The sequence below is a fragment of the Siphonobacter sp. SORGH_AS_1065 genome, assembly GCF_030818595.1.
Taxonomy (GTDB): domain Bacteria; phylum Bacteroidota; class Bacteroidia; order Cytophagales; family Spirosomataceae; genus Siphonobacter.
In genome coordinates, this window is sequence record NZ_JAUTAM010000007.1 from 151,027 (window position 1) to 173,848 (window position 22,822).

19 protein-coding genes are annotated in these 22,822 nt (G+C 41.7%); 12 read left to right on the forward strand and 7 right to left on the reverse strand.

The genetic code is table 11. The features are described 5' to 3' along the window. Positions 1-79: 79 nt before the first annotated feature. Positions 80-979 carry an ABC transporter ATP-binding protein gene (locus tag QE390_RS22315; protein ID WP_307143947.1) on the reverse strand — a complete coding sequence of 300 codons (900 nt, stop codon included), beginning with the start codon at positions 977-979 and terminating at the stop codon, positions 80-82. A gap of 196 nt (positions 980-1,175) precedes the next feature. On the opposite strand from QE390_RS22315, the gene QE390_RS22320 reads away from it, so the two are divergent. Both QE390_RS22320 and QE390_RS22325 read left to right on the forward strand, forming a co-directional pair. Next, positions 1,176-2,678: a sensor histidine kinase gene (locus QE390_RS22320; RefSeq protein WP_307143948.1), complete on the forward strand. Its 1,503-nt coding sequence runs from the start codon at positions 1,176-1,178 to the stop codon at positions 2,676-2,678. Continuing rightward, on the forward strand, positions 2,650-3,372 hold the full coding sequence (locus QE390_RS22325; protein ID WP_307143949.1) for a LytTR family DNA-binding domain-containing protein: 723 nt from the start codon (positions 2,650-2,652) through the stop codon (positions 3,370-3,372). The genes QE390_RS22320 and QE390_RS22325 overlap by 29 nt, the downstream gene beginning before the upstream one ends. A gap of 82 nt (positions 3,373-3,454) precedes the next feature. Here QE390_RS22325 and QE390_RS22330 read toward each other — a convergent pair whose 3' ends face one another. Next, the gene (locus QE390_RS22330; protein ID WP_307143950.1) at positions 3,455-4,573 is read right to left on the reverse strand and encodes a DUF4932 domain-containing protein; all 1,119 of its coding nucleotides are present in this window, start codon (positions 4,571-4,573) and stop codon (positions 3,455-3,457) included. Between the two features lie 962 nt (positions 4,574-5,535). Between QE390_RS22330 and QE390_RS22335 the strand changes: the two genes are divergently transcribed. Continuing rightward, on the forward strand, positions 5,536-5,910 hold the full coding sequence (locus QE390_RS22335) for a VOC family protein (protein ID WP_307143951.1): 375 nt from the start codon (positions 5,536-5,538) through the stop codon (positions 5,908-5,910). Positions 5,911-6,130: 220 nt separating this feature from the next. On the opposite strand, the gene QE390_RS22340 is transcribed toward QE390_RS22335, so the two are convergent. From QE390_RS22340 to QE390_RS22350, 3 genes are all read right to left on the reverse strand, one after another. Continuing rightward, the gene (locus QE390_RS22340) at positions 6,131-6,895 is read right to left on the reverse strand and encodes a helix-turn-helix domain-containing protein (RefSeq protein ID WP_307143952.1); all 765 of its coding nucleotides are present in this window, start codon (positions 6,893-6,895) and stop codon (positions 6,131-6,133) included. Between the two features lie 442 nt (positions 6,896-7,337). Next, positions 7,338-7,904 carry a hypothetical protein gene (locus QE390_RS22345; RefSeq protein WP_307143953.1) on the reverse strand — a complete coding sequence of 189 codons (567 nt, stop codon included), beginning with the start codon at positions 7,902-7,904 and terminating at the stop codon, positions 7,338-7,340. Between the two features lie 262 nt (positions 7,905-8,166). Then, complete coding sequence (locus QE390_RS22350; protein WP_307143954.1) at positions 8,167-8,676, reverse strand: hypothetical protein; 510 nt, start codon at positions 8,674-8,676, stop codon at positions 8,167-8,169. Positions 8,677-8,982: 306 nt separating this feature from the next. On the opposite strand from QE390_RS22350, the gene QE390_RS22355 reads away from it, so the two are divergent. Both QE390_RS22355 and QE390_RS22360 read left to right on the forward strand, forming a co-directional pair. After that, positions 8,983-9,450, forward strand: a complete 468-nt coding sequence (locus QE390_RS22355) for a transposase family protein (RefSeq protein WP_307143955.1) — start codon at positions 8,983-8,985, stop codon at positions 9,448-9,450. Continuing rightward, positions 9,407-9,880, forward strand: coding sequence for a transposase family protein (locus tag QE390_RS22360; RefSeq protein WP_307143956.1), 474 nt, complete (start codon positions 9,407-9,409; stop codon positions 9,878-9,880). The genes QE390_RS22355 and QE390_RS22360 overlap by 44 nt, the downstream gene beginning before the upstream one ends. Before the next feature lie 49 nt (positions 9,881-9,929). Here the strand turns inward: QE390_RS22360 and QE390_RS22365 are convergent, their stop codons facing one another. Next, positions 9,930-12,368, reverse strand: coding sequence for an outer membrane beta-barrel family protein (locus QE390_RS22365; RefSeq protein ID WP_307143957.1), 2,439 nt, complete (start codon positions 12,366-12,368; stop codon positions 9,930-9,932). Positions 12,369-12,409: 41 nt separating this feature from the next. After that, positions 12,410-12,793, reverse strand: coding sequence for a hypothetical protein (locus tag QE390_RS22370; protein ID WP_307143958.1), 384 nt, complete (start codon positions 12,791-12,793; stop codon positions 12,410-12,412). Between the two features lie 132 nt (positions 12,794-12,925). Between QE390_RS22370 and QE390_RS22375 the strand changes: the two genes are divergently transcribed. The 7 genes from QE390_RS22375 (at position 12,926) to QE390_RS22405 (ending at position 22,721) form a co-directional block, all read left to right on the forward strand. Continuing rightward, a complete protein-coding gene (locus QE390_RS22375) occupies positions 12,926-14,308 on the forward strand; it encodes a sensor histidine kinase KdpD (RefSeq protein ID WP_307143959.1) in 1,383 nt (460 codons plus the stop codon). Further along, positions 14,305-14,988 carry a response regulator transcription factor gene (locus QE390_RS22380; RefSeq protein WP_307143960.1) on the forward strand — a complete coding sequence of 228 codons (684 nt, stop codon included), beginning with the start codon at positions 14,305-14,307 and terminating at the stop codon, positions 14,986-14,988. Before QE390_RS22375 ends, QE390_RS22380 begins: the two co-directional genes overlap by 4 nt. Before the next feature lie 941 nt (positions 14,989-15,929). Further along, complete coding sequence (locus QE390_RS22385) at positions 15,930-16,274, forward strand: L-rhamnose mutarotase (RefSeq protein ID WP_307143961.1); 345 nt, start codon at positions 15,930-15,932, stop codon at positions 16,272-16,274. Positions 16,275-16,619: 345 nt separating this feature from the next. Further along, positions 16,620-17,912 (forward strand): L-fucose:H+ symporter permease, encoded by a 1,293-nt coding sequence (gene fucP, locus QE390_RS22390; protein ID WP_307143962.1) that lies wholly within the window; start codon positions 16,620-16,622, stop codon positions 17,910-17,912. Between the two features lie 141 nt (positions 17,913-18,053). Then, a complete protein-coding gene (locus QE390_RS22395; RefSeq protein WP_307143963.1) occupies positions 18,054-19,067 on the forward strand; it encodes a zinc-binding alcohol dehydrogenase family protein in 1,014 nt (337 codons plus the stop codon). Between the two features lie 8 nt (positions 19,068-19,075). Continuing rightward, positions 19,076-20,677, forward strand: coding sequence for a glycoside hydrolase 43 family protein (locus QE390_RS22400; protein ID WP_307143964.1), 1,602 nt, complete (start codon positions 19,076-19,078; stop codon positions 20,675-20,677). A gap of 121 nt (positions 20,678-20,798) precedes the next feature. After that, positions 20,799-22,721, forward strand: coding sequence for a glycoside hydrolase family 97 protein (locus QE390_RS22405; RefSeq protein ID WP_307143965.1), 1,923 nt, complete (start codon positions 20,799-20,801; stop codon positions 22,719-22,721). Positions 22,722-22,822: the final 101 nt, after the last annotated feature.

The following is a 22,822-nucleotide window of genomic DNA, read 5'->3' on the forward strand; positions in this document are numbered from 1 at the left end:
CCGAAAAACAGGATTGCTGAAGCCTGAAAAACTCTTTGCTTGAAATAATAGCTTAGTTCGAAAAGAAGTAAAGACCCCTTCATGCTGGCACTACCTTTCCCAGCCCCTGAAAGCTGAATAACGTAGAAAAATATACGTCTTCCAAGCCGGGTTCAACGGGCTTAAAATCAATAGCTGGCTTCGTGTCGGAAAGAATGTGTATTTGCGTATGACCACTGACAAACCGCGTGGAAATTACCTGATGGCACGCTTGCAGGCTAGGTAGTTCCTCTTTGCTAACGTTTTTCTGCCAAACCCTACCCTTCAGCTTTTCGACTAAAGTAGAGGGTTTACCTTTTAGAATCAATTTACCGCCGACGAGTACGGCCATTTCGGGACACAAATCATGCACGTCCTCAACAATGTGCGTGGATAATATCACGACGATTCGCTCTCCAATCTCGCTAAGCATGTCATGAAACCGGTTACGTTCCAGCGGATCAAGTCCAGCCGTAGGTTCATCAACAATCAGTAGTTGCGGGTTTCCCAGCAACGCCTGTGCAATACCAAACCTTTGTCGCATACCCCCTGAAAAGGTGCTTACCGCCTGATGTCGATTTTTGTATAAGTTAGTTTGTTGCAATAACGCGTCGATTTGTTGCTTCCGGTCATTTTTATGAGAAATCCCTTTGAGCACTGCCAGGTGATCCAGCAGTGAGACGGCGGAAATGGTGGGATACACCCCAAAATTCTGAGGCAAATAGCCAAGCTGGCTGCGGAGAAAAAGTGAGTTTTTGCCAATATCTGTTCCATCGAAGATTACTTTTCCACTGTCAGGTTCAAGTAAAGTGGCTACTATCTTCATGAGCGAAGATTTTCCGGCACCATTAGGTCCCAGCAAGCCAAACATCCCATTACCGATGCTTAGAGAAATGTTGTCCAAGGCGGTCACTCCATTCGGATACGTTTTGGTTACTCCTGCGATTTCAAGCCTTTCCATTGCATTAGCGTTTGATTTTCGATTCAAGATGGGCCTATGGAAATGATCCGGCAAAAACAGATGATCAGGGCGTCACTTTTCCATTTAAAGTTCCATAGAATGAGGATAAACGCATTTGTTGACGTACGTCATTAAAAAAAACACTTTCATCATTCTAATTTGGTACACTGGAAAATCAGCCTTTTTTTGAAGCTCTATGAGCATTCAAAAAATCAAAGGCTATCCTAGTAAACTAGACTTTTGCCTGTATCTCGGTCTGTTGCAATGGATTGCAATCATCAGAGCCCTTGATGAGGGCGGCAGCTGGGTGACCTATTCTAGGAGTGCCTTTATCCTCTTTATTTCGCATCTCCCTATCCTGCTAGTTACCTGGAGAATAGCTCCCTGGAAAAGAAAACAGCAGGCACATCGTCACAATCAAATTATATATTTTGGCCTATATCTACTCTTACTGGCGTTCGGTAGTCTACTCCTGTTAGAGACCCATAACGAGTTGTGGGAAATTGTGTTTACCGGAGCCGTTTGCAGCTTGTGTCTACACCTTCTGCTGCTCGTTAACGATTACATGACCAAGTGGGTACTTTCTACGGTATGGGGTCAGAAGTTAAGTCTGGAAAAATCGGTATTCATTTCTATTACCTTCATTGCGTTAATGCTTTCTGCCATGGCCGTATCTAGTCTGGGCCTTCCGCAGTATGATACTAAACAACAACTCTTAATCGGATTTGAATTCAATCTAGTGAAGGTGGCTTTGCGATTCCCTACCTTTCTCAGTTACGCCGGTCAACTGATGTTGATGTACCTATGCGGTTACTTCTTTTTCCTGGTCAACAGTCGACTTTTAGTGGGTAAGATTTTAAAAGAAAGAGGCGTGTTGATGTATATACTTAGTGCGTTAGCCCTAGTGGGTATTACTTATCCGATTATGGGTCAATTGTTATATATGCTGCCTTTTAGTAAACGGCTGGGTGGTATATTTTCCGGAAATGCATTTGTATGGGAGAATGCCTTTGGGGCGATCACGATTTTACTGCTAAGCCTGCCCGTGTTATTAGCTGTACAGTGGTCAAAACAAAATGCAACGCTGGTGTTACTAGAAAAAGAAAAAACCCGGGCAGAACTCGACTTATTGAAGCAACAACTCAATCCCCATTTCTTTTTTAATACCCTGAATAACCTATATGCTTTAAGTCTACAGCAGTCACAGCATACTCCTGAGGTAGTGTTACAACTGTCCGACTTAATGCGGTATGTGATCTATAAAGCCAGAGAACCCTACGTTGAGATTGGTGATGAAGTGCAATATTTACACGATTACCTGCAACTACAGGCTATTCGGCTAAAAGACAAATTTGATCTTCAGTTTAATGTTGTAATCGATAATCCAGCATTTAAAATTGCACCCCTGCTACTCATTGTATTGATCGAGAATGCCTTTAAACACGGTATTGAACCAGCCAGCGGGAGGGGCTTATTGCATATGACCTTGCGAATAGATTCGGGCAAACTATATTTTACTTCTGAAAATTCGTTTTCCTCGGAAGTGAAATCTGGGACAGGCATCGGATTAATTAATCTGCGAAAGCGACTGAATTTGTTGTATCCTGACGCTCACCATCTTGAGTTCCAAATTCAAAATACGATTTTTAAAGCTGAGCTAGAACTAGAAAATGCTGACTACAAACTGCCTAATCGTTGACGATGAACCCCTGGCCCATGAAGTACTTCTTAGGTACATAGCTGATATTCCCTTTCTCAAAAACGTTGGACAATGTTACCTAGCTACCGAAGCGTTAACTTTCCTCCATACGCAGGCCGTTGACCTGGTTTTTCTGGATATTCATATGCCCAAACTTAATGGGCTGGAATTTATTAGAACATTACAACAACCGCCACTGATCATTATAACTTCTGCCCACGAAGCCTATGCTCTGGAAAGCTTCAATCTGGAAGTATGTGATTACTTACTCAAACCATTTCGATTTGATCGTTTCCTTAAAGCGGTAAATCGAGCACAAACGCAGTTAGACTTCCGTCGGCAAATGGCCGTAAGCGAGACCAAAAATGAGGGTATGCCCTCCCTAGAGTCTTCCTTTATCTACGTTAAATCTGATAAGAAGCGAGTGAAAGTGGTTTTGGATGAAATCCTTTATTTTGAAAGTTTGGGGAATTATGTAAAGGTCTGGGGACCTCAGAAATTTTTACTTACCCCCCGCACCCTCATCAGTTTTGAAGAACAATTGCCAAAGGACTCATTCATTCGCATTCATAAGTCATTCATTATCAACAAAAAATTTATCCATTATCTGGAGGCTAACATGATCCATCTAAGCAATGGGAAAGCTCTACCCATAGGAAAAAATTTCCGGCATTTACTAATCGAGGGGCTTTGATGAGCTTACTACAAAGCCTGCGGTATCGGCTAAATCTTGGTGTTTATCAATTCAGGCAGCTCACCTGATGAAAAGCCACTCTTTACTTTTGAAACTGTTTTAAAAATTCAGGATAAATATCATCAATTTTTGTACCCGGATTTTCAGAACGGACTTTCAGCAATTTGTCGGTAAACTCCTGCATTTTAGGAAAACCTCTTTCCTTCATTAAACTAATAACACTTTCTTTGGCTGAAAGGAAATCTTTATTATCATAACTTTCTTTGCAATACAATACAAAAACACCAAAGGTCATATATTCATCAAAGACCTTTACAGGATTCGGATAAGCCGAAACACCTTCTATATCTTCATTCGTCCACTCTTTTCTGCCTTTAAAATACTGATTGATCGTTTCCTGGTTTGCAAGCGTTGGCTCCTTAACATAATTGTGGTCAATTTCGGTAAACATTACCCTGGTATTAAATAATTCATTTTCACGTTCCGAAAGTTTTTCCATCTTATCAAGCGGCGGCAAAACCATATAGATAAGTTTGAAATTGTTGTTTTTAAAATCTCCCGTATAATTCAAACTCTTGATTAGCGGCGAGCAAAAAATGGCATAACTGTTCTGGGTTGTCTTAAAATTTTTCTCCAACCACTTCCATTGTTTACCAAGATTTGCATTTTTTTCATAGCTTGAAATAATCTCTGCATAATAGGGTTTGTGGTTGTTATAAAATTCTCTGAACTTCGATTTATTGGCGAAGTCTTCAATTGCTATTTTGTAAGTAGTGATCGGATTTTCTTTGATTGTATTCTTTGAAATAGTGGTCGCCGGAAAATCGAATATTTTATTTTTAATCAGTTTGTTTCCTTTAAAATCATAGGAAATTCCGTTACCTGTAAGGAAAATATAATTATAAATAGAAGCAACTAGAAGGGAATCAACTATTTTGATGATCTGTTCATTTTCATAAGGCTTAAAATGAGTGATGACATCTTGATAATATTTTCCTTTCTGTTCCACCATATCGTCATTTTCTATACCTGATTTGGTAATTGCGATCATTATATGGACCAGTTCCTTTACTTCATTGATTTCGATTTTATATTTTCCCTGATTTTCTTTTTTAAACTTTTCTGTAAAATCGACTTTATATTGGGCTTGTGAAAAAATAGAAGTTAATGTAAACAGTATAAACAAGAAGCTTTTCTTCATTACTTTAAATAGGTTTATTATTTTTACTTATGCAAAAGTCTTTAGTAAAAATGGTGAACTACAGGTTAGTAGCCTAGCGAATTATGCAGCAAAAACGCATAGCTAATGAATGGAAAACCGAAGGATAAATGAGCAGTTCAGCTCAAGTAATGCAAGACCATTTGGCACTGCGAGTTTACAAAATTCACTCACAAAAATCAATAGCTCTACCCTAAATGAAGACGGCTTAACATTTTTCGTTTTTGAAGAATGGAATATTATTTTAATGACATGGCGGTTTAAATAGCATTCAGGTTGCTGATAAAACACTCACTGTGAGGATTATACGAACAATCATTTTTTGTCTGTATGGACTATTAGAAAACAACTGGAAGAAATCGGTCTATTCTTAAATACGGTTCCCTTTTTGCGGCTGACTGATACGCTTTGCAAAAAAGTATTACTAGCTGATACGGCATTCTACTTTGGGGACAATCCGTTTGAAGGCCTTGAATGTCACCTATTCCTTCCTGCCCCGAAGCACTTTATACTCATCTTTTTTAATCGGTTATCACATCATTGCTCATCACCTTATTTTGAGCATATCATCCAAAGTAACTTTTTTAAAATGTTTCTTTGTAAAATGCCGTAAGATAGTTGTTAGGCTTCTATCCATATAATTTGAGGTTAATGCCTATTCGCTCAACCCTAAAGCATTGATCGTATCGATTACCCCATTGGTAGGATTGCCAAACAAGCAGCCTATAAGCCACTCACCTGCTATGCGAGGCGAAGATGCAGCGGCGAAATCAACTCATTCTATTAACTTTTATTCCAGTGGTTGGAACATCGGGACTCCCTTTCTGACCTTCCGAAAGATTTACAAGGGCAAGTGATTAAGCCCATTGATAAAATGTCCGATTTATCCAATTTATAAAACCAGCAAGAGGCCAATTTGCTACTCCTTTATAAATAGATCGCACATGAAACTCAATCACATTAATCTCGTCGTCACGGATATTCCCAAAGCAATCAGCTTGTTTGTAGATCATCTAGGATTCAAATGCATTGATAATCGAAAAGACCTGATTGCGGTCTTAACCAATACCGATGCATTTGCTTTAGTCTTATGGTCCTCAAAACTAAATAAAGAGCAAGCAGTCCAATACCCAGAGAATTTTCATGTCGGTTTTTATCAACCTGACCGCGAATCAGTTATGGCTGTCTATGAGAAGCTTCAGGGCCAGGAAGTGACTTTTGAAAGTGAGCCGAGGAAACTAAGAAATACGTTTGGTTTTTATTTTCATTTTGACCGTTTGATGATCGAAATCAGTGTTATTCCTACCTCGTTTGATTAACCAGCCTATTTGCAGGAGTTGCAAGCAAATCACCTTAGTGAAATAGCTTAGCCTAACCGTTCCAGGTTCGAACCTGGAACGGTTAGGCTCTCACCTAGTCACTGTCTCACGTACCACCTACTCTCAAGCAAGTAAAATAGTCCCATAGGTGAGTTTTGCCTAATCACCCTTTCAATTCCTAATCACCCTTTTAATTAAAGACTTCGTACGACGAACGCTTCTACTTTTTTAAGTGCAATGATTCGTCACCGGAACTGTCCAATTGGACGAATCGGGCCTCTCGTTGCTGATAAAGTTGTTTAGGCGTTTTTCCCGTACGCTTCTTCGTTTGCCTGATGAAATGAGATTGGTCGTAGTAGTAGCTTTGTGGGTAAAAAAGGCCTTGCCCAATCTCAGGTAAGGAAGAGAAAAAGGCTAGTTGTTCCAAGTATTCCTTGAGCGGAAGGCCAAACCAGGCTTTGAAATATCGATTCATCTGTCGAGCGGCCCAGCCCGTTTCCAAGGCTAGCTCATGAACCGAGACAGCTCCCTTGAATTGATACACTAACTCCAAAAGCTTTCGTTTTCTTGGGTCAATGCTTTGGGAATGGAGTTGTTGATAAAGCAAGGCACTTACGGACTCAACAAAACTAGCCAGTGGTGTATGAGCGTGTAGCTCCAATTGTCCCAAATCCATGGGCAATTTATGGCTGGAATTTGTAGATAGCCTGGTGCGAAGCAGGTATTCCGCCGCTAGTAGTTTAAACCGAACCCCGAATAAGACCGTTTGGTCAGGAATGGTTATCTCTAACAGATGGGTTGATAAGCCAAACAACTTTATTTGCTGGGGTTGTTCAGGAAAAATAGAAAAAATCAACTCGATTCCTGCATCAGGAATGATGGTATAATGGCTGTCCGTACCACTAGTATTTTGCGTCTTCCAAAAGGTAAAAACAAAAGGTTGAAGCGGCTCGCTTGGTTGGTGATCTGAATAATGAACAGTCATGAGCTCCAGTGGTCATACATTTCATAGTACAACGATAACATTCTTATAAGCTTTTACAAACGAGAACCTTTGAAAAGCGTAAAAGCAATCCACGTTTCTACTTAAAGTTGTTGGTCTGAGTATTATAAAAATAACAATAAGCGTTTAACTCGGCTAATCTCTTTTAAATAGATTAAGATGGAATAATCAGTAAAAGCACTTGATAATCGTTTAACTAAGATAATACAACGGAGCGAGAACTTTCTGACTACATCTTATTTAGACGCTAAGGCTAAGTTTATAGAAATCAACAATTAATTTCTATCATCAGGTAATTGCATATAAACAAAGCCGTTGAGTAATGATCAACGGCTTATAGAGTAATCATTTACGTAAAATTCACCTAATTATATCAAGTAATATATAATTAATATAATCTATTTATTAGACTTAGTAGAGAGATTTATTTTATCTCATAAGGTTCTGTAGATCCTGGCTCAATCAAATAGCCATCTTTCATTTTTAAGAGACCCTTTGAATTGTAAGGCAATCGCAATAATACGTCATAATTTAACCTAAGATTAGTTTGAGAAGCATTACCCCGAATGAAGCATCCTGAAGATTCTAGGCCAATAAACTGATAAAACGGATAGGTAAACCAGTAGGATTTTATACCCTCTTTTAGATGATTAAATTTCCACCTCCCGGAACTGGCCCAAATATTTGCACTTATCTCTTTCACAACGAGTGGTTTTAGGTTTCCACTTACCACAAGAGAATCTACGGTGCCTTTTTCATTCACTCTAAATTTAAATTCGCCATATTGAGTCTCACAGTTAGGGGCTATCTCTTCCGTTACAGATACATGCTTTCCTAAAAAAGCAGACACTGGTTTTCTTAATTTACTTTGAGATAAGCTTTCTGTCAATTTAATCTCAAAATCTGGATAGATATCACTCTTTTGAGCGAAAGCTTCAATACTCGTCAATAGAGTTACACATTGAGCCAATACTATCAGTCTAATGTTCATACTAGTTTTAGTTACAAGAATGGCCTAAAGATGCTGAAGTACTTTTATACTTTTCCATATTTTTCTTAATTATGCTTTATAATCATTAGAGATTACATGATAAATATAGTACTTTGTAAGCCTCCCCAAGCAAGATCTTAAGCATCTTACACTGGCAAATTTGGTAACATTACTATAATCATAGAAAGAGCATAAAAATCAAGAAAAAAGACCATCCAGTGAATAGTCTTTTCAATAACATTCAGATATGCACTATACCATTTTATCTTTTTACAGGATGCCGATTACTCCAGCTAGACCAGTTAGGAAATTCTCTTTCACTAATTTTCTTATTGATTTTACCATCGAGCATAACCGTTAATTCTATTACCGGAACATCATAGAGAGTGGGGGGAATATCTGTCCTAGCATCTTTACCTTTCTCATCTAAATTATTCTCGAGAATAGTAGCCAATCTTTTATATAAAACTGTATCAACTTTAGGCTTGATGTATTTTTCTACTCCTGTATAATAGAGTATAATTCTATTGTTGTACTCAAATGAAATTGAAGGGACATTATTAACAAAGTCACTCATCTTTATTATCGAACTCAAATAAAATTTAGCCTCTTTATTTGAACAATGTTCAACAGTTAAAATAAGTACATCATTATTACCTAACGTCCCAATATAGTCATCAATGTGTTTCTTCAAATTACTTTCTAGTGTTATTTGAGTGAAAGATGAGGAAGATGATATTACTATTAAAAGTAAAGTAATGAATGCTTTCATATTTTTTTGCATTTATAATTATAAATTAGAATAAGGATCAATAGCTCCCCAGCAATTGACACCTGGATTATAATTGGCAAAATCTCTTCTTCCATTTCTTTTATCTATAGACCAAAGAGCAGATTTAGTTATACCATATAAGGGAACTCCGCAATAGTTTACAAATTCTGCATCGGCTGAAGTAGGCCCTGGAGATCCATCTGTTGGATGAGTATGTATAGCTCCTACTATCTGTAGCCATTCACCATTAGAGTTTTTACTACTTGATATTGAACGAATTAATTATTTTTTTTTGCAATAAAAAACATGAGCATTTACACTAATTTATTAAGTGATAAGCAATATAGGGCTTCCACGGGATTAAATAAAGATGAATTTGATCAACTTTATGTTGCTTTTAAAGATTTATATATTCCTCGCAAAGAAAATCCATATAAAGAAGGGAAAGGACCCTTTTTGACCGACAAACGACAGGCTCTTTTTTTTATTTTACATTACCTGAAAGCATATCCAACGCTTGTGAATAGGGGCCTTTATTTTGGGTGTTCTGAAAAAACAGCTAGTAATTTAATTGATTTACTTAAACCAGTATTACAGGCAAGTTACCAGAAATTAGGTATTAATATTCCTCGACATTTTAAGGATGATAAATCCTTTACAGAGACTTTTCCTTCAGTTTCTGATGTGATTATTGATGTGACAGAAATTGAGACATCGGGACCGCAAAATAATGATAGTCAGAAGAATAACTATAGTGGTAAAAAAAAGGCATAGCAGTAAATGGATACTTATTTCGGATGTATATAAAAATATTCTGTTTGTAGGAGAAATTCATCTTGGTAAAGTTCATGATTTTACAATATTTAAACAAGAACTTGCCTCGTATGATTTCTCGAAAATTAATGTATGGGTTGATCTAAGTTTTATTGGAATAAATAAACATATTTTAGCTAAACAAATGATCATTCCAATTAAAGGAACTAAAAATAAACCTTTAACACAAGAGCAGAAAGATATTAATAAACATATTTCGTCTAAACGTGTGAAAATCGAGAATGCTATTAGTGGAATAAAACGATATTTTATTCTTGTTCACCGATCAAGAATGAAAATTCAAGCTAAGTTAGACGAGGCTATGAATATCTGTTCAAATCTCTTGAATTTATTGATTAAATTTCGTAAACCACTGGCAATCAACCAGTAAAACCCTGATAATAAGATATTGATTGTAATTAACTCGCTCAACCTTACTTCTAATTTTTCACCCGGTTTTGTTCACTTTCCGCACCGTTCGTCTCATGTTTTCGCTGACCGGAGATTGCCTTTCCAAACCGATAACTGAAGCTCAATACGGCGGTGCGTGTGTCCGCTACATTACGGTAATAGGCTCGGGTCAACGCCAAATTATTGATAATGCCGCTGTTTACGTACGAATGCAGAGCATCATTGATGACTAATTTAATCGTCGCACTGGGTGACAGCTTTTTGACTACCGATAGATTGACCCGCTTTTGAACGCCCGCTATAAACTGTACGTTCGTGATACGGCTCTGGTAGTACCCATCGGCCTGCAGGCTCCAGTCTTTACCCATCTTGAAAGTAAGGATGGGTTTCAGATAATAAAAAGTCCCTTTCGTATTTAACGGTCCGGTATAGAAGTCACTAACGGTATGGATGTTCGTCACCTCGCCATACAGATGCAGATTCAACCAGGAGAATGGATCAAAATTACCATCCACAGAAATAGATTTAACGGTTGAGCGACCCACATTGCCGGGCCGACTGAAGTACGTTCCGTTATTGATTTCTATCGTTTCATTGATCTGGTTACGGTTGAGGGTATAGGACAAAGTCGTGGTAATCCGATTTTTAAAGGTATGGGACAATTCAACCGTATTCGTAAAAGCTGGTCTCAAAAAGGGATTGCCCGTATAATAGGTGAACTTGTCTAACGGGGAGAGAAAAGGGTTCAGGTCCTGATAATAAGGCCGCTCAATTCTTCTTCCATAATTTAATCCTATTTGATGGATCTCGGAACTATCCAACTTATACTGGACGTACAGGGTAGGAAAAAGGCTGGTATAATTACGCTTAAATGTTGAATCTGGCCGTTGCACATTCCCTAACTGATGACCGTTGGAAAATGTATTCTCTAAACGCAGGCCCGTCTGGAAAGAGAATCTTTTGAACTCCCTACTAGCGTTGACATACCCTGCATTAATGTTCTCATGGTACCGAAAGTGATTGATTTTATCGTAATCAGGGGCAGTAACCTGATTGGACGTATAAAAATAATCAGCAACGTTGTCAGTATAGGTGTAACTGCTTTTTAAACCCGCTGACAGTTCCAGCCCATTGCTTAAGGGATGCGTATAATCCGTCTTGGCAGAATAAATATGGATAGCTGAAGGTAAGCTGCCATTCAGCAAATAGGTATTGATCAGGGCTCCATCAGGGTTGTAAGTATAGTTATCGAACGACTGGTCGGTCGTGCTGGTATACCGGATATAATCCAGATCCACGGTCCACTGTCTCCCTTCTTGCCCGTACGTATGCCTGTAATTGAGATTAATTCCTGCATTTTTAAAAAGAGCCTTCTGATTATTATTGGCCAGCACGGTAGAATCGAGGCGTCCCTGCGGATTAGTGAATCGACTGACTACCGGAACCTGCTGACCCGAGGGTCTGTACAATCCGGTAAAATTCACACCCAGCGTAGTCCGGTCGGATACATAGTAGTCAGCACCTAGTTGAGTACCGTAGCTTTGACCCGTGCGACGGGTGTAAGAATTCTGAAAGAAATCAGATACGGGTTCTCCACTGGTGTTCATGAAATGCCGGTAAAAATCCATATCGGTATAACTATTGGCGACACTGAAAGTGGCATTGGCAAAAACGTTGAGCTTGTTTCTACGGTAATTAATGTTCGCACTGTTATTGGTTCGGGTGTACCTGCCTTGAATATAACTCAGATTCAGGCCGCCGTTGATCCCGATGACTTTATTCTTTTTGGTACGGATATTAATAATGCCGCCATTACCCGCAGCATCGTATCTGGCTGGCGGGTTAGTCATCAGCTCTATTTGGTCAATTGCGGAGGATGGGAGCGAGCGAAGATAATTTTCCAGTTCTACGCCGGCAAGATACGTCGGCTTGTCATCGATAAATATGGTGGCATACTTCCCTTTCAGGCTGACGCTGCCGTTTTGATCCAATACAACACCCGGTGCTTTTTCCAGAGCTTCTAAAACTGTTCCTCCGGCGTTGCTTGCCATAGCATCAACGTTAACAATAACCCGGTCGATCCTTTGCTCAATTAGTGGCTTCCGGGTAGTGACCTTTACCTCATTCAAGGTTACTTCAGCGGGTTGTAAAAGTAAAAAAGTCTGCTGGCCCTTGTCATCCGGTGTCAGGGTCGCCTGGTACATTTGATAGCCGATCATCGTTACCTGAGTTTGATAGAGCCCCTTTTTCAGGGGTTCAAAATGAAATTTCCCGGCGGTATCAGTACTCATAACGTGATTAAATACAGAATCTGTTGTCAAACGCAGGCGTACCGTAGCCCCTGCCAGTGGCTTTTGCTCGGGGTTGAGTACTTGCCCCTTCAATGAAAGTTGATCTTGTGCACGGGCGGTAACGAATAAGGACACCACGAGCCAGGCCATCAACGAGACAGCGATTTTGGGTTTCATGTTAGGCGTTTAGCGTGTTAAATTGTATCGATATTGCTTTTTTATTGCCCCGCCTGACTGATTGCCTGCTGTATGTCTTTGCCGAGTTTTACAAAAGATTGAGTTAAAGACCCTGTGGCCTTTCCCTTATCTAGTTCCATGGAAATTCGGTTGTCTTGCAAGGTAATGATATAGACCTCTTCCAGCTTCCAGGTACTTCTACCCGTGGCTGAAAGCGGGCTGGGATTGCCTAACCGATCCCTGATCAACTTCCTGATGGGTTCTTCAGCACCGTTGTCAAAATCTGCCCGCAGCGTATACTTGTGATCGCTGTTGCTGACACTAACCGACGTACTTACGGTAGAAGTTTGGCTCGATCTGGTATGTTGGGCAAAACTGATAGCGGAAAAGAAAATGAGCACCGCCGATAAGATTGTTCTCTTCATCTTTTTGGAATTTTGTTCGATACAAAGGTGAGGCGGTTTAAAAAGAACAACGGTTAACGAACAGTTAATAGAGAGTTAATGGTAACGAAGCGTAACACCCGGCTTAACGGCAGGTCGTATATTTGATCAAGCATGGAAAGAAACTACAAAACCGGGGCACTGCTTGCTGCCTGTATATTAACCGTAACCACGTTGTGCTTTATTCAATATCATTTGGTTGGTAATACGTACCGACTCACCAAAGACCGTTACTATGCAGAAGTAAAGCAGGCCATGTCCGGTATTATGAGCCAGCGGGACATGCAGGACTTGCAAGACAGCATTCGTCAGCAACTTTCACAGTTAGCCGTCTCGTATACAAACGGACAAATAAGCAAGCAAAACCTCTTTAAGGCCATCAGTCAGGTTGAGCAGGGCATCAACAAACAGGCGGGAGACTATTTGGCGGTACAATTAAGAAGGAAGCCTGCATTGGGCAAGATCAGCTACCAACTGCAATATGATGAGATCATCCTTGAAAACAATGGTAAAGCGGATACACTGTTACGGGTGTCCGATCAGCCCATAACTATCATCGGGAAAGTGATTCCTGCTGCCGATGCCGTTTTGCTCAATCGGGACATTACGGTGACACGAACCAATGATAAATCGGATCGAAACGGAAAATCCACAAACCGCCTGAACTTCCGTCTGCTCATCAAACAATCCAGCTATATTGATATTTCAGGGTGGGAAACAGAGGTGATCAGGCGTATGGCCGGTATATTCTTGATGGCATCAGGCTTGATTCTCGCCGTGATTATCCTGTTTTATATGGTATTTCGGGCCTTGATCAGGCAGAAGAAGATAGCAGAAATGAAAACAGATTTTGCGAATAACATTACCCATGAATTACAAACACCGCTGAGCTCAGTGAACCTGATCATGAAAAGTGTGCTGCGGGCAGACGTACAGGCTAATCCGGCCATCATGAACGAGCTGTTAGGAACGCTGGACCGGCAATACCAAAAAATTCAGCAGTTAGTAGACCATGTATTGGAAAGTACCATCCAGACCGAGGAGGAAATTAAACTTTCGGACGTTGACATTGCGGGTTACCTGAGGGAATATGGCCAGGACTTGCAGGTAGCGAACCACCGACTGGAAGTAGCCATTGCTCCCCTCTATCAAAACGTAAAAACCAATACGGCTGTTATCCTCAGTATCTTGAACGTTCTGATCGACAATGCAGCTAAGTACAGTGCAGCCAGTAAGCCCATCAGCCTAAAGGGGTTTGCTACGAACCAACATTACTGCATCCAGGTAACGGACCAGGGTGAGGGCATTGCACCCGCTTTTTGTGAGCATATATTTGATAAATTTTACCGGGTTCCAGAAGCAAATCGTCCTACCGTCAGAGGTTTAGGCCTTGGTTTATACTTGGCCAGGCAGTCAGCCGCAAGCATTGGGGCCGTCTTAACTTTGAAAAACACGGGGCCTGGCGGTTCCACATTCGAATTACTAGTAGCGTTATGAGCATCCGGGTACTAATCGTAGAGGACGACATTGATCTGGGTAATCTGTTGAGGCAGTATCTGGAGTTGAATGGATTTACGGCATTGCGGGTATTCAATGGCATAGAAGCCAGGCAAGAACTCCTGACTACGGCTTACGATATTCTGATTATAGATGTAATGATGCCGGAAGAGGACGGATTTACCCTCGCAGAGAAATTAAGATCGCTTCATCCTCATCTCCCCTTTCTTTTTGTGACGGCCCGGAAAGCCAAAGAAGATGTCTTGAAAGGCTTACGCCTGGGAGCGGATGACTACATCGTTAAACCTTTTGATGCGGATGAACTGATCCAGCGAATTCGGAATATTTTAAAGCGAACCAAGGGTAAGGAAGAGCCCGCAAATCAGGTTTTGCAGATTGGACAATACCATTTTGACATAAGTAATCTTTCGCTTGCCTCTTCGCAGAGTCACCGCATACTTACGGAGAAGGAGGCTCAGTTACTTCACTATCTGGCTACCCATCCCAATCGACTGGTCAAACGAAACGATATTCTTGATCAGCTCTGGCAAAATGCCGATTTTTTTAATGGCAGAAGTATGGATGTATTCATTAGCAGACTGAGGAAATACCTATCGGAAGACCCGTCCATTCACATCGAAAGCATCAGGGGTGTAGGTTTCAAATTGATTATGGAATAGCCTGTAAGAACCGTTTTCTGTTCGAGAGCACCATTGGAGCTTCCCCGGTCTGGATGGACCCGGATTTCATCCGGCACACTGCGGGGACAACGCAAGGGTACGGTTGGTATGTAAAGTCATTTCATACCTTAAGGATATTGATCATCAGCATCTGTCATTCAGAGCGAAGCGAAGAATCTTCTGGCCTTTTTCAAGCTTATTGGGTCATGCGGTAACTTGATTGAACCAGCCCCGCCCCATTTCTGAGAAGGTCTCTCTCTTCGTTCGAGATGACAGGCAGGAAAAATTGGCTCCCCCGTCGCTCGGCTCTGGCCGGTAGAATGAGAACCCCTAGCGGGTTAGGGAACAACTTTTCCCAGACCAAAACAGGCTTGCCACCATCGGCCAGAGGCCTATCAGACTACAGCGTCACTCGGCTCTAGCCGAGCGACTGCGAAGGAACCCCATCTGTCTTCCAGAACTAACCGAAGAACCTCCACTGGTGCGAGATACCTTCTCGTTCCTACCCTAAGGCAGGTTCCACCTGCCGTCATCACTCAAGCGTTCAGAACCCCTGATTCGCCCTAATGTCTTCGATTATGAATTTTAGACAGCTTTTAACAGATAAGGGTTTGGGGGTATATTCAGGTGAGCTCTTTGGCCTGACCCCTCGTTGAAAAGATAAATAACTCATCCCCTTTTTACAATTATACGTTTTGTTCAACCGTGTAAGATTTGTGTATAGTAACGAAAAAGTAGCGATTCAGGCTGTTTTACCTATAAATAGCCGTTTTATAGAGATGATCCCTAAGAAAATATTCTTATTAAATTATTTCATACGTATTTATAAAACCCGATTTGTTAAAATCAAAAGCCCTTTTATACAATTTAGATATTTTGTTATACAATACATTTGTAGCGTCGAAAGTCTCCATTAGTTATGTTTTGCACGAGTCCCGCGTATGAAAAAGTTCTGCCTTGCTCTGGATTTGAAGGACGATCCCGAGCTCATCCGCCAGTATGAAATCTATCATAAATCCGAAAATGCCTGGCCTGAAGTCACCCAAAGCATGCTCGATAGTGGCGTGACCGCCATGGAGATCTATCGCACCAGCAATCGGCTCTTCATGATTATGGAAACAAAGGATGATTTTGACTTTCGTGTGAAAGAGCAAATGGATCGCAACAATGCCAAAGTCATGGAATGGGAAGCCCTCATATCACAATTTCAGCTTGCCCTGAGTTGGTCGGCTACAGATGAAAAATGGGTACAAATGGATCGCATCTTTACCTTAAATCCTGCTTAACCTCTCGGTCACCAATGTATACAATCGTTCTATTTTTAGTAACGTATATCTATAAACGTTACTAAAATAGGGCACGACCTATTTTCTAAATCCTCATGCTTAATGATCTCCTCCGAAGGCGAAGCCTCCAAAATTCAGGATAATTTCTCAAGCTATTCCTTGCATACTATGTATTATACAGGACTGAATACTAAAGTATTAGCTTTATTATGTTTTGATGTCAGTTCGCAATAGAAGAGGTAAATAGTACGAAAAGCATAGGCTCATGTTTTCAATAAGTCAACTTCTCACCAGCCAATGCTTTCGAGTATGGTGCATGATATATTTCTCTCAACTTAACAACGCATGAGTTCATCTACCAATCATCAAAAAACAGGCTTTGCCTTCTTTCTTATTGCCTTTCTTTTTTTCTTATGGGGTTTTGCTCACAATTTAGACCCCATTCTGATCCCCCATTTAAAGCGATCCTTTGCCCTAACTACGACTCAATCGACATTGGTTGATTCTTCTGTTTTTATCGCTTACTTTCTGATGGCCCTTCCAGCAGGATTAGCTATCAAAAAATGGGGCTACCAAAATTGCATCATCCTGGGTTTACTTTTATTTTCAGTAGGCTGTTTCCTATTCATTCCTGCGGCAAATCTGCAATCCTATTCTTTCTTTCTAGTCGCTCTATTTGTCATTGCCTGTGGATTAACTTTTTTGGAAACATCAGCTAACCCCTACGCTAGTGCATTGGGAACTCCGGAAACTAGTACGCAACGACTCAATTTAGCTCAGTCATTCAATGGTTTAGCTACGGCTCTGGCTCCTGTCATCGGAGCCAGGGTTATCTTAACGAGAAGCTATTCAGACACCGAACTTTCGGCCATGTCTGAATCATTACGAATGCAAGCCTTAGCCTCGGAAGCTTCCTCAGTGAAGCTTCCCTACCTGATTTTAGGAATGATTTTATTGATTATTGCCATCATTTTTAAATTAATAAAACTTCCTAAAATCAATTACAAAACTTCCCATCATCAGAAAAGTCAGTCTATTTTCCATGCGTTCAAACACCGTCATTTAACATGGGCTGTTGTTGCTCAGTTTTTCTATGTAGGTGCTCAAGTTTGTATATTCAGTTTGTTTATTCTATACGCTACGCAAGTAGCTTCACTTCCCGAAATTCAAGCAGCCGATTATTTGGGAGTTTGTGGAATTGCCTTGCTAATCGGCAGATTCCTGGGTACTTTCTTTATGCGATTTGTAGCTCCGAATCGACTTTTAACCCTTTATGCGGGAATAAATGTTTTCCTGTGTCTGATTGCCATCATGGCCCATGGCCTCATTACCGTATACGCGATAGTACTGATTTGCTTCTTCATGTCAATCATGTTTCCAACCATCTTTGCGTTGGGTATCAAGAATTTGGGAGCAGATACAGAATATGGTAGTAGTCTCATTATTATGTCCATTGTCGGAGGAGCTCTATTACCCAGGTTGTTTGGTTACCTAAGCGATATAACCGGCAGTATCCAGGTGGGATATTTTGTACCATTGCTAAGCTTTATAGTTATAGTCATTTACGGGTTGTATGGGTATAAATCGGCCCCTACTAAAAAGGATACGGGCCCAACGCTCGTTTCTTTTTCTCACTAGCCCTCACTTTTTGATTAGGCTTCTTACTTAAATGGTTACCCAAGCAGTTCCAGTGAAATCTTGGACTACGCTTGAACACCAACAATACATTACCTCTAGCTATTCATCATAGCTTTTTAATCCTTTCTAGTATCAATCACTATGAAAACACTCGTTTGTGTTTCACCGGGGCACTTTGAATATCAATCCACAACAACGCCTTCCATTAAACCGGGCTTCTCCCTGCTTGCGATCAAACGCATTGGAATTTGTGGTACTGATTTGCATGCTTATCAAGGGAATCAGCCCTTTTTCAACTACCCTCGTACCCTGGGGCACGAGCTTTCAGCCGAGGTAGTACTGACGGATAACCCTGATTTTAAACCCGGTGACGCAGTAACCTTTATTCCATACTTTTATTGTGGCCTTTGTATTGCGTGCCGAAGCGGTAAACCCAATTGCTGTAAACATATTCGGGTCAGTGGCGTGCATATTGATGGGGGCATGACGGAACAACTTCTGGTTCCTTCTTACGCTTTAATTAAAGCAGAAGGGCTTAGCTATGATGAGCTTGCTTTAGTCGAGCCGCTGGCTATCGGGGCACATGGTATTCGTCGGGCTAACGTCGTTAAAGATGAATTTGTCCTGATCATCGGTGCGGGTCCCATTGGATTAGGAGCCATGGAATTTGCCAGGATTGCAGGGGCAAAAGTCATTGCAATGGACATCAACGACGATAGGCTTACCTTCTGTAGTAAAACCCTAGGCGTAGATTATACCATAAACCCACGGCGAGAAAACCCTCTGGAGAAACTGGAACTCATTACGAATAGAGGTATGCCTACAGTTGTGATTGATGCAACAGGTAATCTGAATGCCATTAACTCGGGCTTTACGTACTTAGCTCATGGAGGCAGGTATGTATTAGTAGGCTTACAAAAGGAAAATATTACTTTTAATCATCCCGAATTTCATAAAAGAGAAGCTACATTGATGAGCAGTAGAAACGCCACCAGAGCCGATTTTATGCACGTCATGGATTGCATGCGAAAAGGCTTAGTCTCTCCGGCCACTTACATTACTCATCGGGTAGATTTTGATCAGGTGCGAGACTGCTTCGAAGACTTCTTAGATCCGAACAATAAGGTTATTAAAGCAATGATTCATTTAAAATAGCTAATGCAGTGAACGACGTACTTAGAAAACTCTTTTTCACGATCACAAGCTTCACGTGGGTTACCTTCGCAGGTATGGCCCAGAATCAACCGCAATGGGGAGCCTGGGAGCACTGGGGAGACCAGAAAAATGGAACCTACCGGAATCCCATCATTCCCAGCGATTACAGCGATCTTGATTGCATTCGGGTAGGAGAAACCTATTACGCCATCTCTTCCACCTTCCAGTTCTCTCCCGGTATGATTATCCTGGAGTCAAAAGACCTGGTGAATTGGAAAATCTGTGGTCATGCCGTTTCGGATCTTACCCAGATCTCCGATGAATTATCCTGGCAGAAAATGAATCGGTACGGCAAAGGCATTTGGGCGGGATCTTTGAGACATCATAATAATCGCTTTTACCTGTATTTCGGAACGCCTGACGAAGGGTATTTCATGACTTCAGCGGCCAAAGCGGAAGGCCCCTGGGAACCGCTAACGCCCCTACTCAAGCAACCCGGCTGGGATGATTGTTCGGTAATCTGGGACGAACAGGGCAAAGGCTATTTCATCGGTACTCACTTTGCCGATGGCTACAAAACGTATCTTTTCAACATGTCTGCCGACGGCAAGTCCATTGACCGACAATCGGCCATTCTAGTAAATGCCGGGTCAGGAAGAGAAGCCAGTAAGTTACTCAAGGTCAAGGATTGGTATTACCTCATCTTCAGTGAACACAAGCCCGATAAAGGACGGTATGTGATGGCCAAGCGATCCAGAACGATCACGGGCCCGTATGCCGAAGAAAAGCAACTCGCTCTGACGAGTCAGGAAGCCATGGAACCCAATCAGGGAGGAATTATACCAGGGAAGGATGGGAAATGGTACTTTCTGACTCACCACGGCACGGGCGACTGGTCAGGAAGAATCGTAAGCTTACTACCCGTTACCTGGATCAATGACTGGCCGATCATTGGCACGGTACTCGGGGATTCGATTGGAACCATGACCTGGGAGGGTAAAATTCCTTCCGCTAATGCTGGCGGCTATTCTCTGGCCCGAAGCGATGAGTTTAATACGCCCGTAATAGTCCAGCAATGGGAATGGAATTATCAGCCCAGAAACGAAAAGTATTCGCTCCGTGAACGTAAGGGCTGGCTCCGACTCGAAGCTTTCAAGCCCCTGAAAAACAATGAATTATTAACAGCGGGCAATACCCTGACGCAACGTTGTTTTAGAACGCGTAGCAATGAAGTCATCGTGAAGCTGGATATCACTCGCATGGCTAGCGGGCAGCGAAGCGGATTATGCCACTTTTCCCAGCAACAAGCTGCCATTGGCATTGCTCAGGAAGGCTCGACCCGCTGGATTGAATATCGAAAGAATGGGACAGTCATGAAGGGCGATACCCTTACCGGGTATTCAATCTGGCTGCGATCGGTCTGGGGATTGGATGGAAAGTCTACTTTTTCGTATAGTCTGGATGGTAAAAAGTATACCTCTTTGGGCGAGCCCTATACTTTAGCCTGGGGTTACTATCGGGGGGATAGAATCGGTCTCTACTCGTTTAACAACGAAGCCGAAAAAGGATCAGTAGATATTGACTATTTCCATTACACGATTGAAAAGTAGAGCATTCAGAAGATAAAATTATAGTACGCGTATTTATATACGTATTACTTGCTTAACCTGTCCCTTCTAGGTAGAATCAGAATGAAGCCTGATTCTACCTACCCCAAAACTTAAATGAGGTATGAATAGAATTCGTCATTCTCTTCTTCTCTTCCTGTTAGCGGTAGCTGTCCGTGTGAACGCTCAGCAATTGTATTCGCCTAATAAAAAAATAGAACTGAGCTTATCTCAGTCCAAAGAAAAACCAGGCAGCTGGTTCTTGTCCGTTTATTATCATGGGAAAGCTAAAACCCCCGTATTTTCTCAAATCAAGCTTAGACTCGAAAGGGAAGATCAATCATTTACCGACAACCTTTCTTTAAAGAGCAGTAGTAAGCCTGTACCTATCAAAGAACAGTACACCGCTCTTCACGGGAAAAGCTCGAAACGGGAGAATAAAGCTCAGGAAATCACCTTTGCTTTCGTGAATACCAAAGGCAGTAAGTTGAACGTAGTGGCCCGAGCCTATAACAACGGCATTGCTTTTAAATACGAGTTTCCCGAGAAAGGACAGGGACCACTGGTCATGAAACGCGAAGCAACGGCTTTTGAAGTGGAAGACAAGGCCGAACGTTGGTTACAGAAATTTGTTACCAGCTATGAAGGTTTTTACCCCGATCAAAAAGACTCTACCCTAACTGGAGAATGGGGCTATCCGGCTTTGTTCAAAACGGGAAATCAAGAGCCCTGCTGGGCCTTACTAACCGAAGCAAATGTAGATCGTAACTACTGTGCCACTAAACTCAGTAATATGCTGAGCAAATCCAGTTATCACCTGGAATATCCAGCCGCGACAGATGGATTTAATACCGGGCAGGTCAACCCTACGCTAACGTTACCCTGGAGTTCTCCCTGGAGGGTAGCTATCATCGGACAACTAGCGGACCTTGTTGAATCTACCTTGGTTGAAGATGTAAGTAAGCCCTCCCAGCTCACGAAGACCGACTGGATTAAGCCAGGAGTTTCGTCCTGGGTCTACTGGGCTTATAATCACGGAACGAAAGACTACAAAAAGCTTTGTGAGTACATTGACTTAGCGGCCCGAATGGGCTGGCCTTATACCCTGATGGACTGGGAATGGGACGAAATGACGAACGGAGGAACGCTCGAAGATGCCGTAAATTATGCTAAATCGAAGGGGATCAAACCTTTGCTTTGGTATAATTCTGGGGGAGCTCACAATGAGGTTACCTCCGGTCCTAGAGATCGACTGACTACGCCGGAATCCAGAGCTAAAGAATTTGCCTGGTTAAAGAAGATTGGAATCTATGGAGTAAAAGTAGATTTTTTTGAAAGCGACAAGCAGGATATGATGCGGTATTACCTGGATATTCTGGAAGATGCGGCACGCTATGAATTAATGGTCAACTTTCACGGCAGCACGGTTCCCAGGGGCTGGAGCCGGACCTACCCACATTTAATGAGTATGGAAGCCGTTTATGGAGGCGAGCAGTATAACAATCAGGAATATATGACTACGAAAGGAGCCTGGCATAATACCCTATTGCCCTTCACTCGTAATGTCATCGGTCCGATGGATTATACGCCCGTCGCTTTTACCAATTCCCAGCATGCTCATACGACTACTTACTCCCACGAACTGGCCCTTGCGGTGCTATTCGAATCGGGCATACAGCATTTGGCGGATCGTCCACAGGGCTTTGATCAGTTACCGGATCCCGCAAAATTTATGCTCAAAGAAGTGCCCAATGCCTGGGACGAAACGCAATTTCTGGCCGGGTACCCCGGAAAAGAAGTTGTCATGGCCCGAAGAAAAGCAGGCCTTTGGTATGTGGCAGGCATTAACGGAGAAGATCGATCGAAAAAAATTTCCATCCCCTTTCATTTCCTGACTAAAGGCAAAACCTATCGGGCTGAACTTATTGCCGATGGTGAGTATGACTCAGGTTTCAACGTCAAATATACAACTGTGAAAGAAGGAGATGCTCTGGAAGTAGAGTGCTTGCCTCGGGGCGGCTTTACGCTGATTTTAAATGAAATGTAATACTTACTTTTTGCATTAGTAAGGCATGTATTTGCCCGAACAGCAGTAAATGATTTACTGCTGTTCGGGCAAATGGTAGGTGTAGATTAAGTTACAATCTG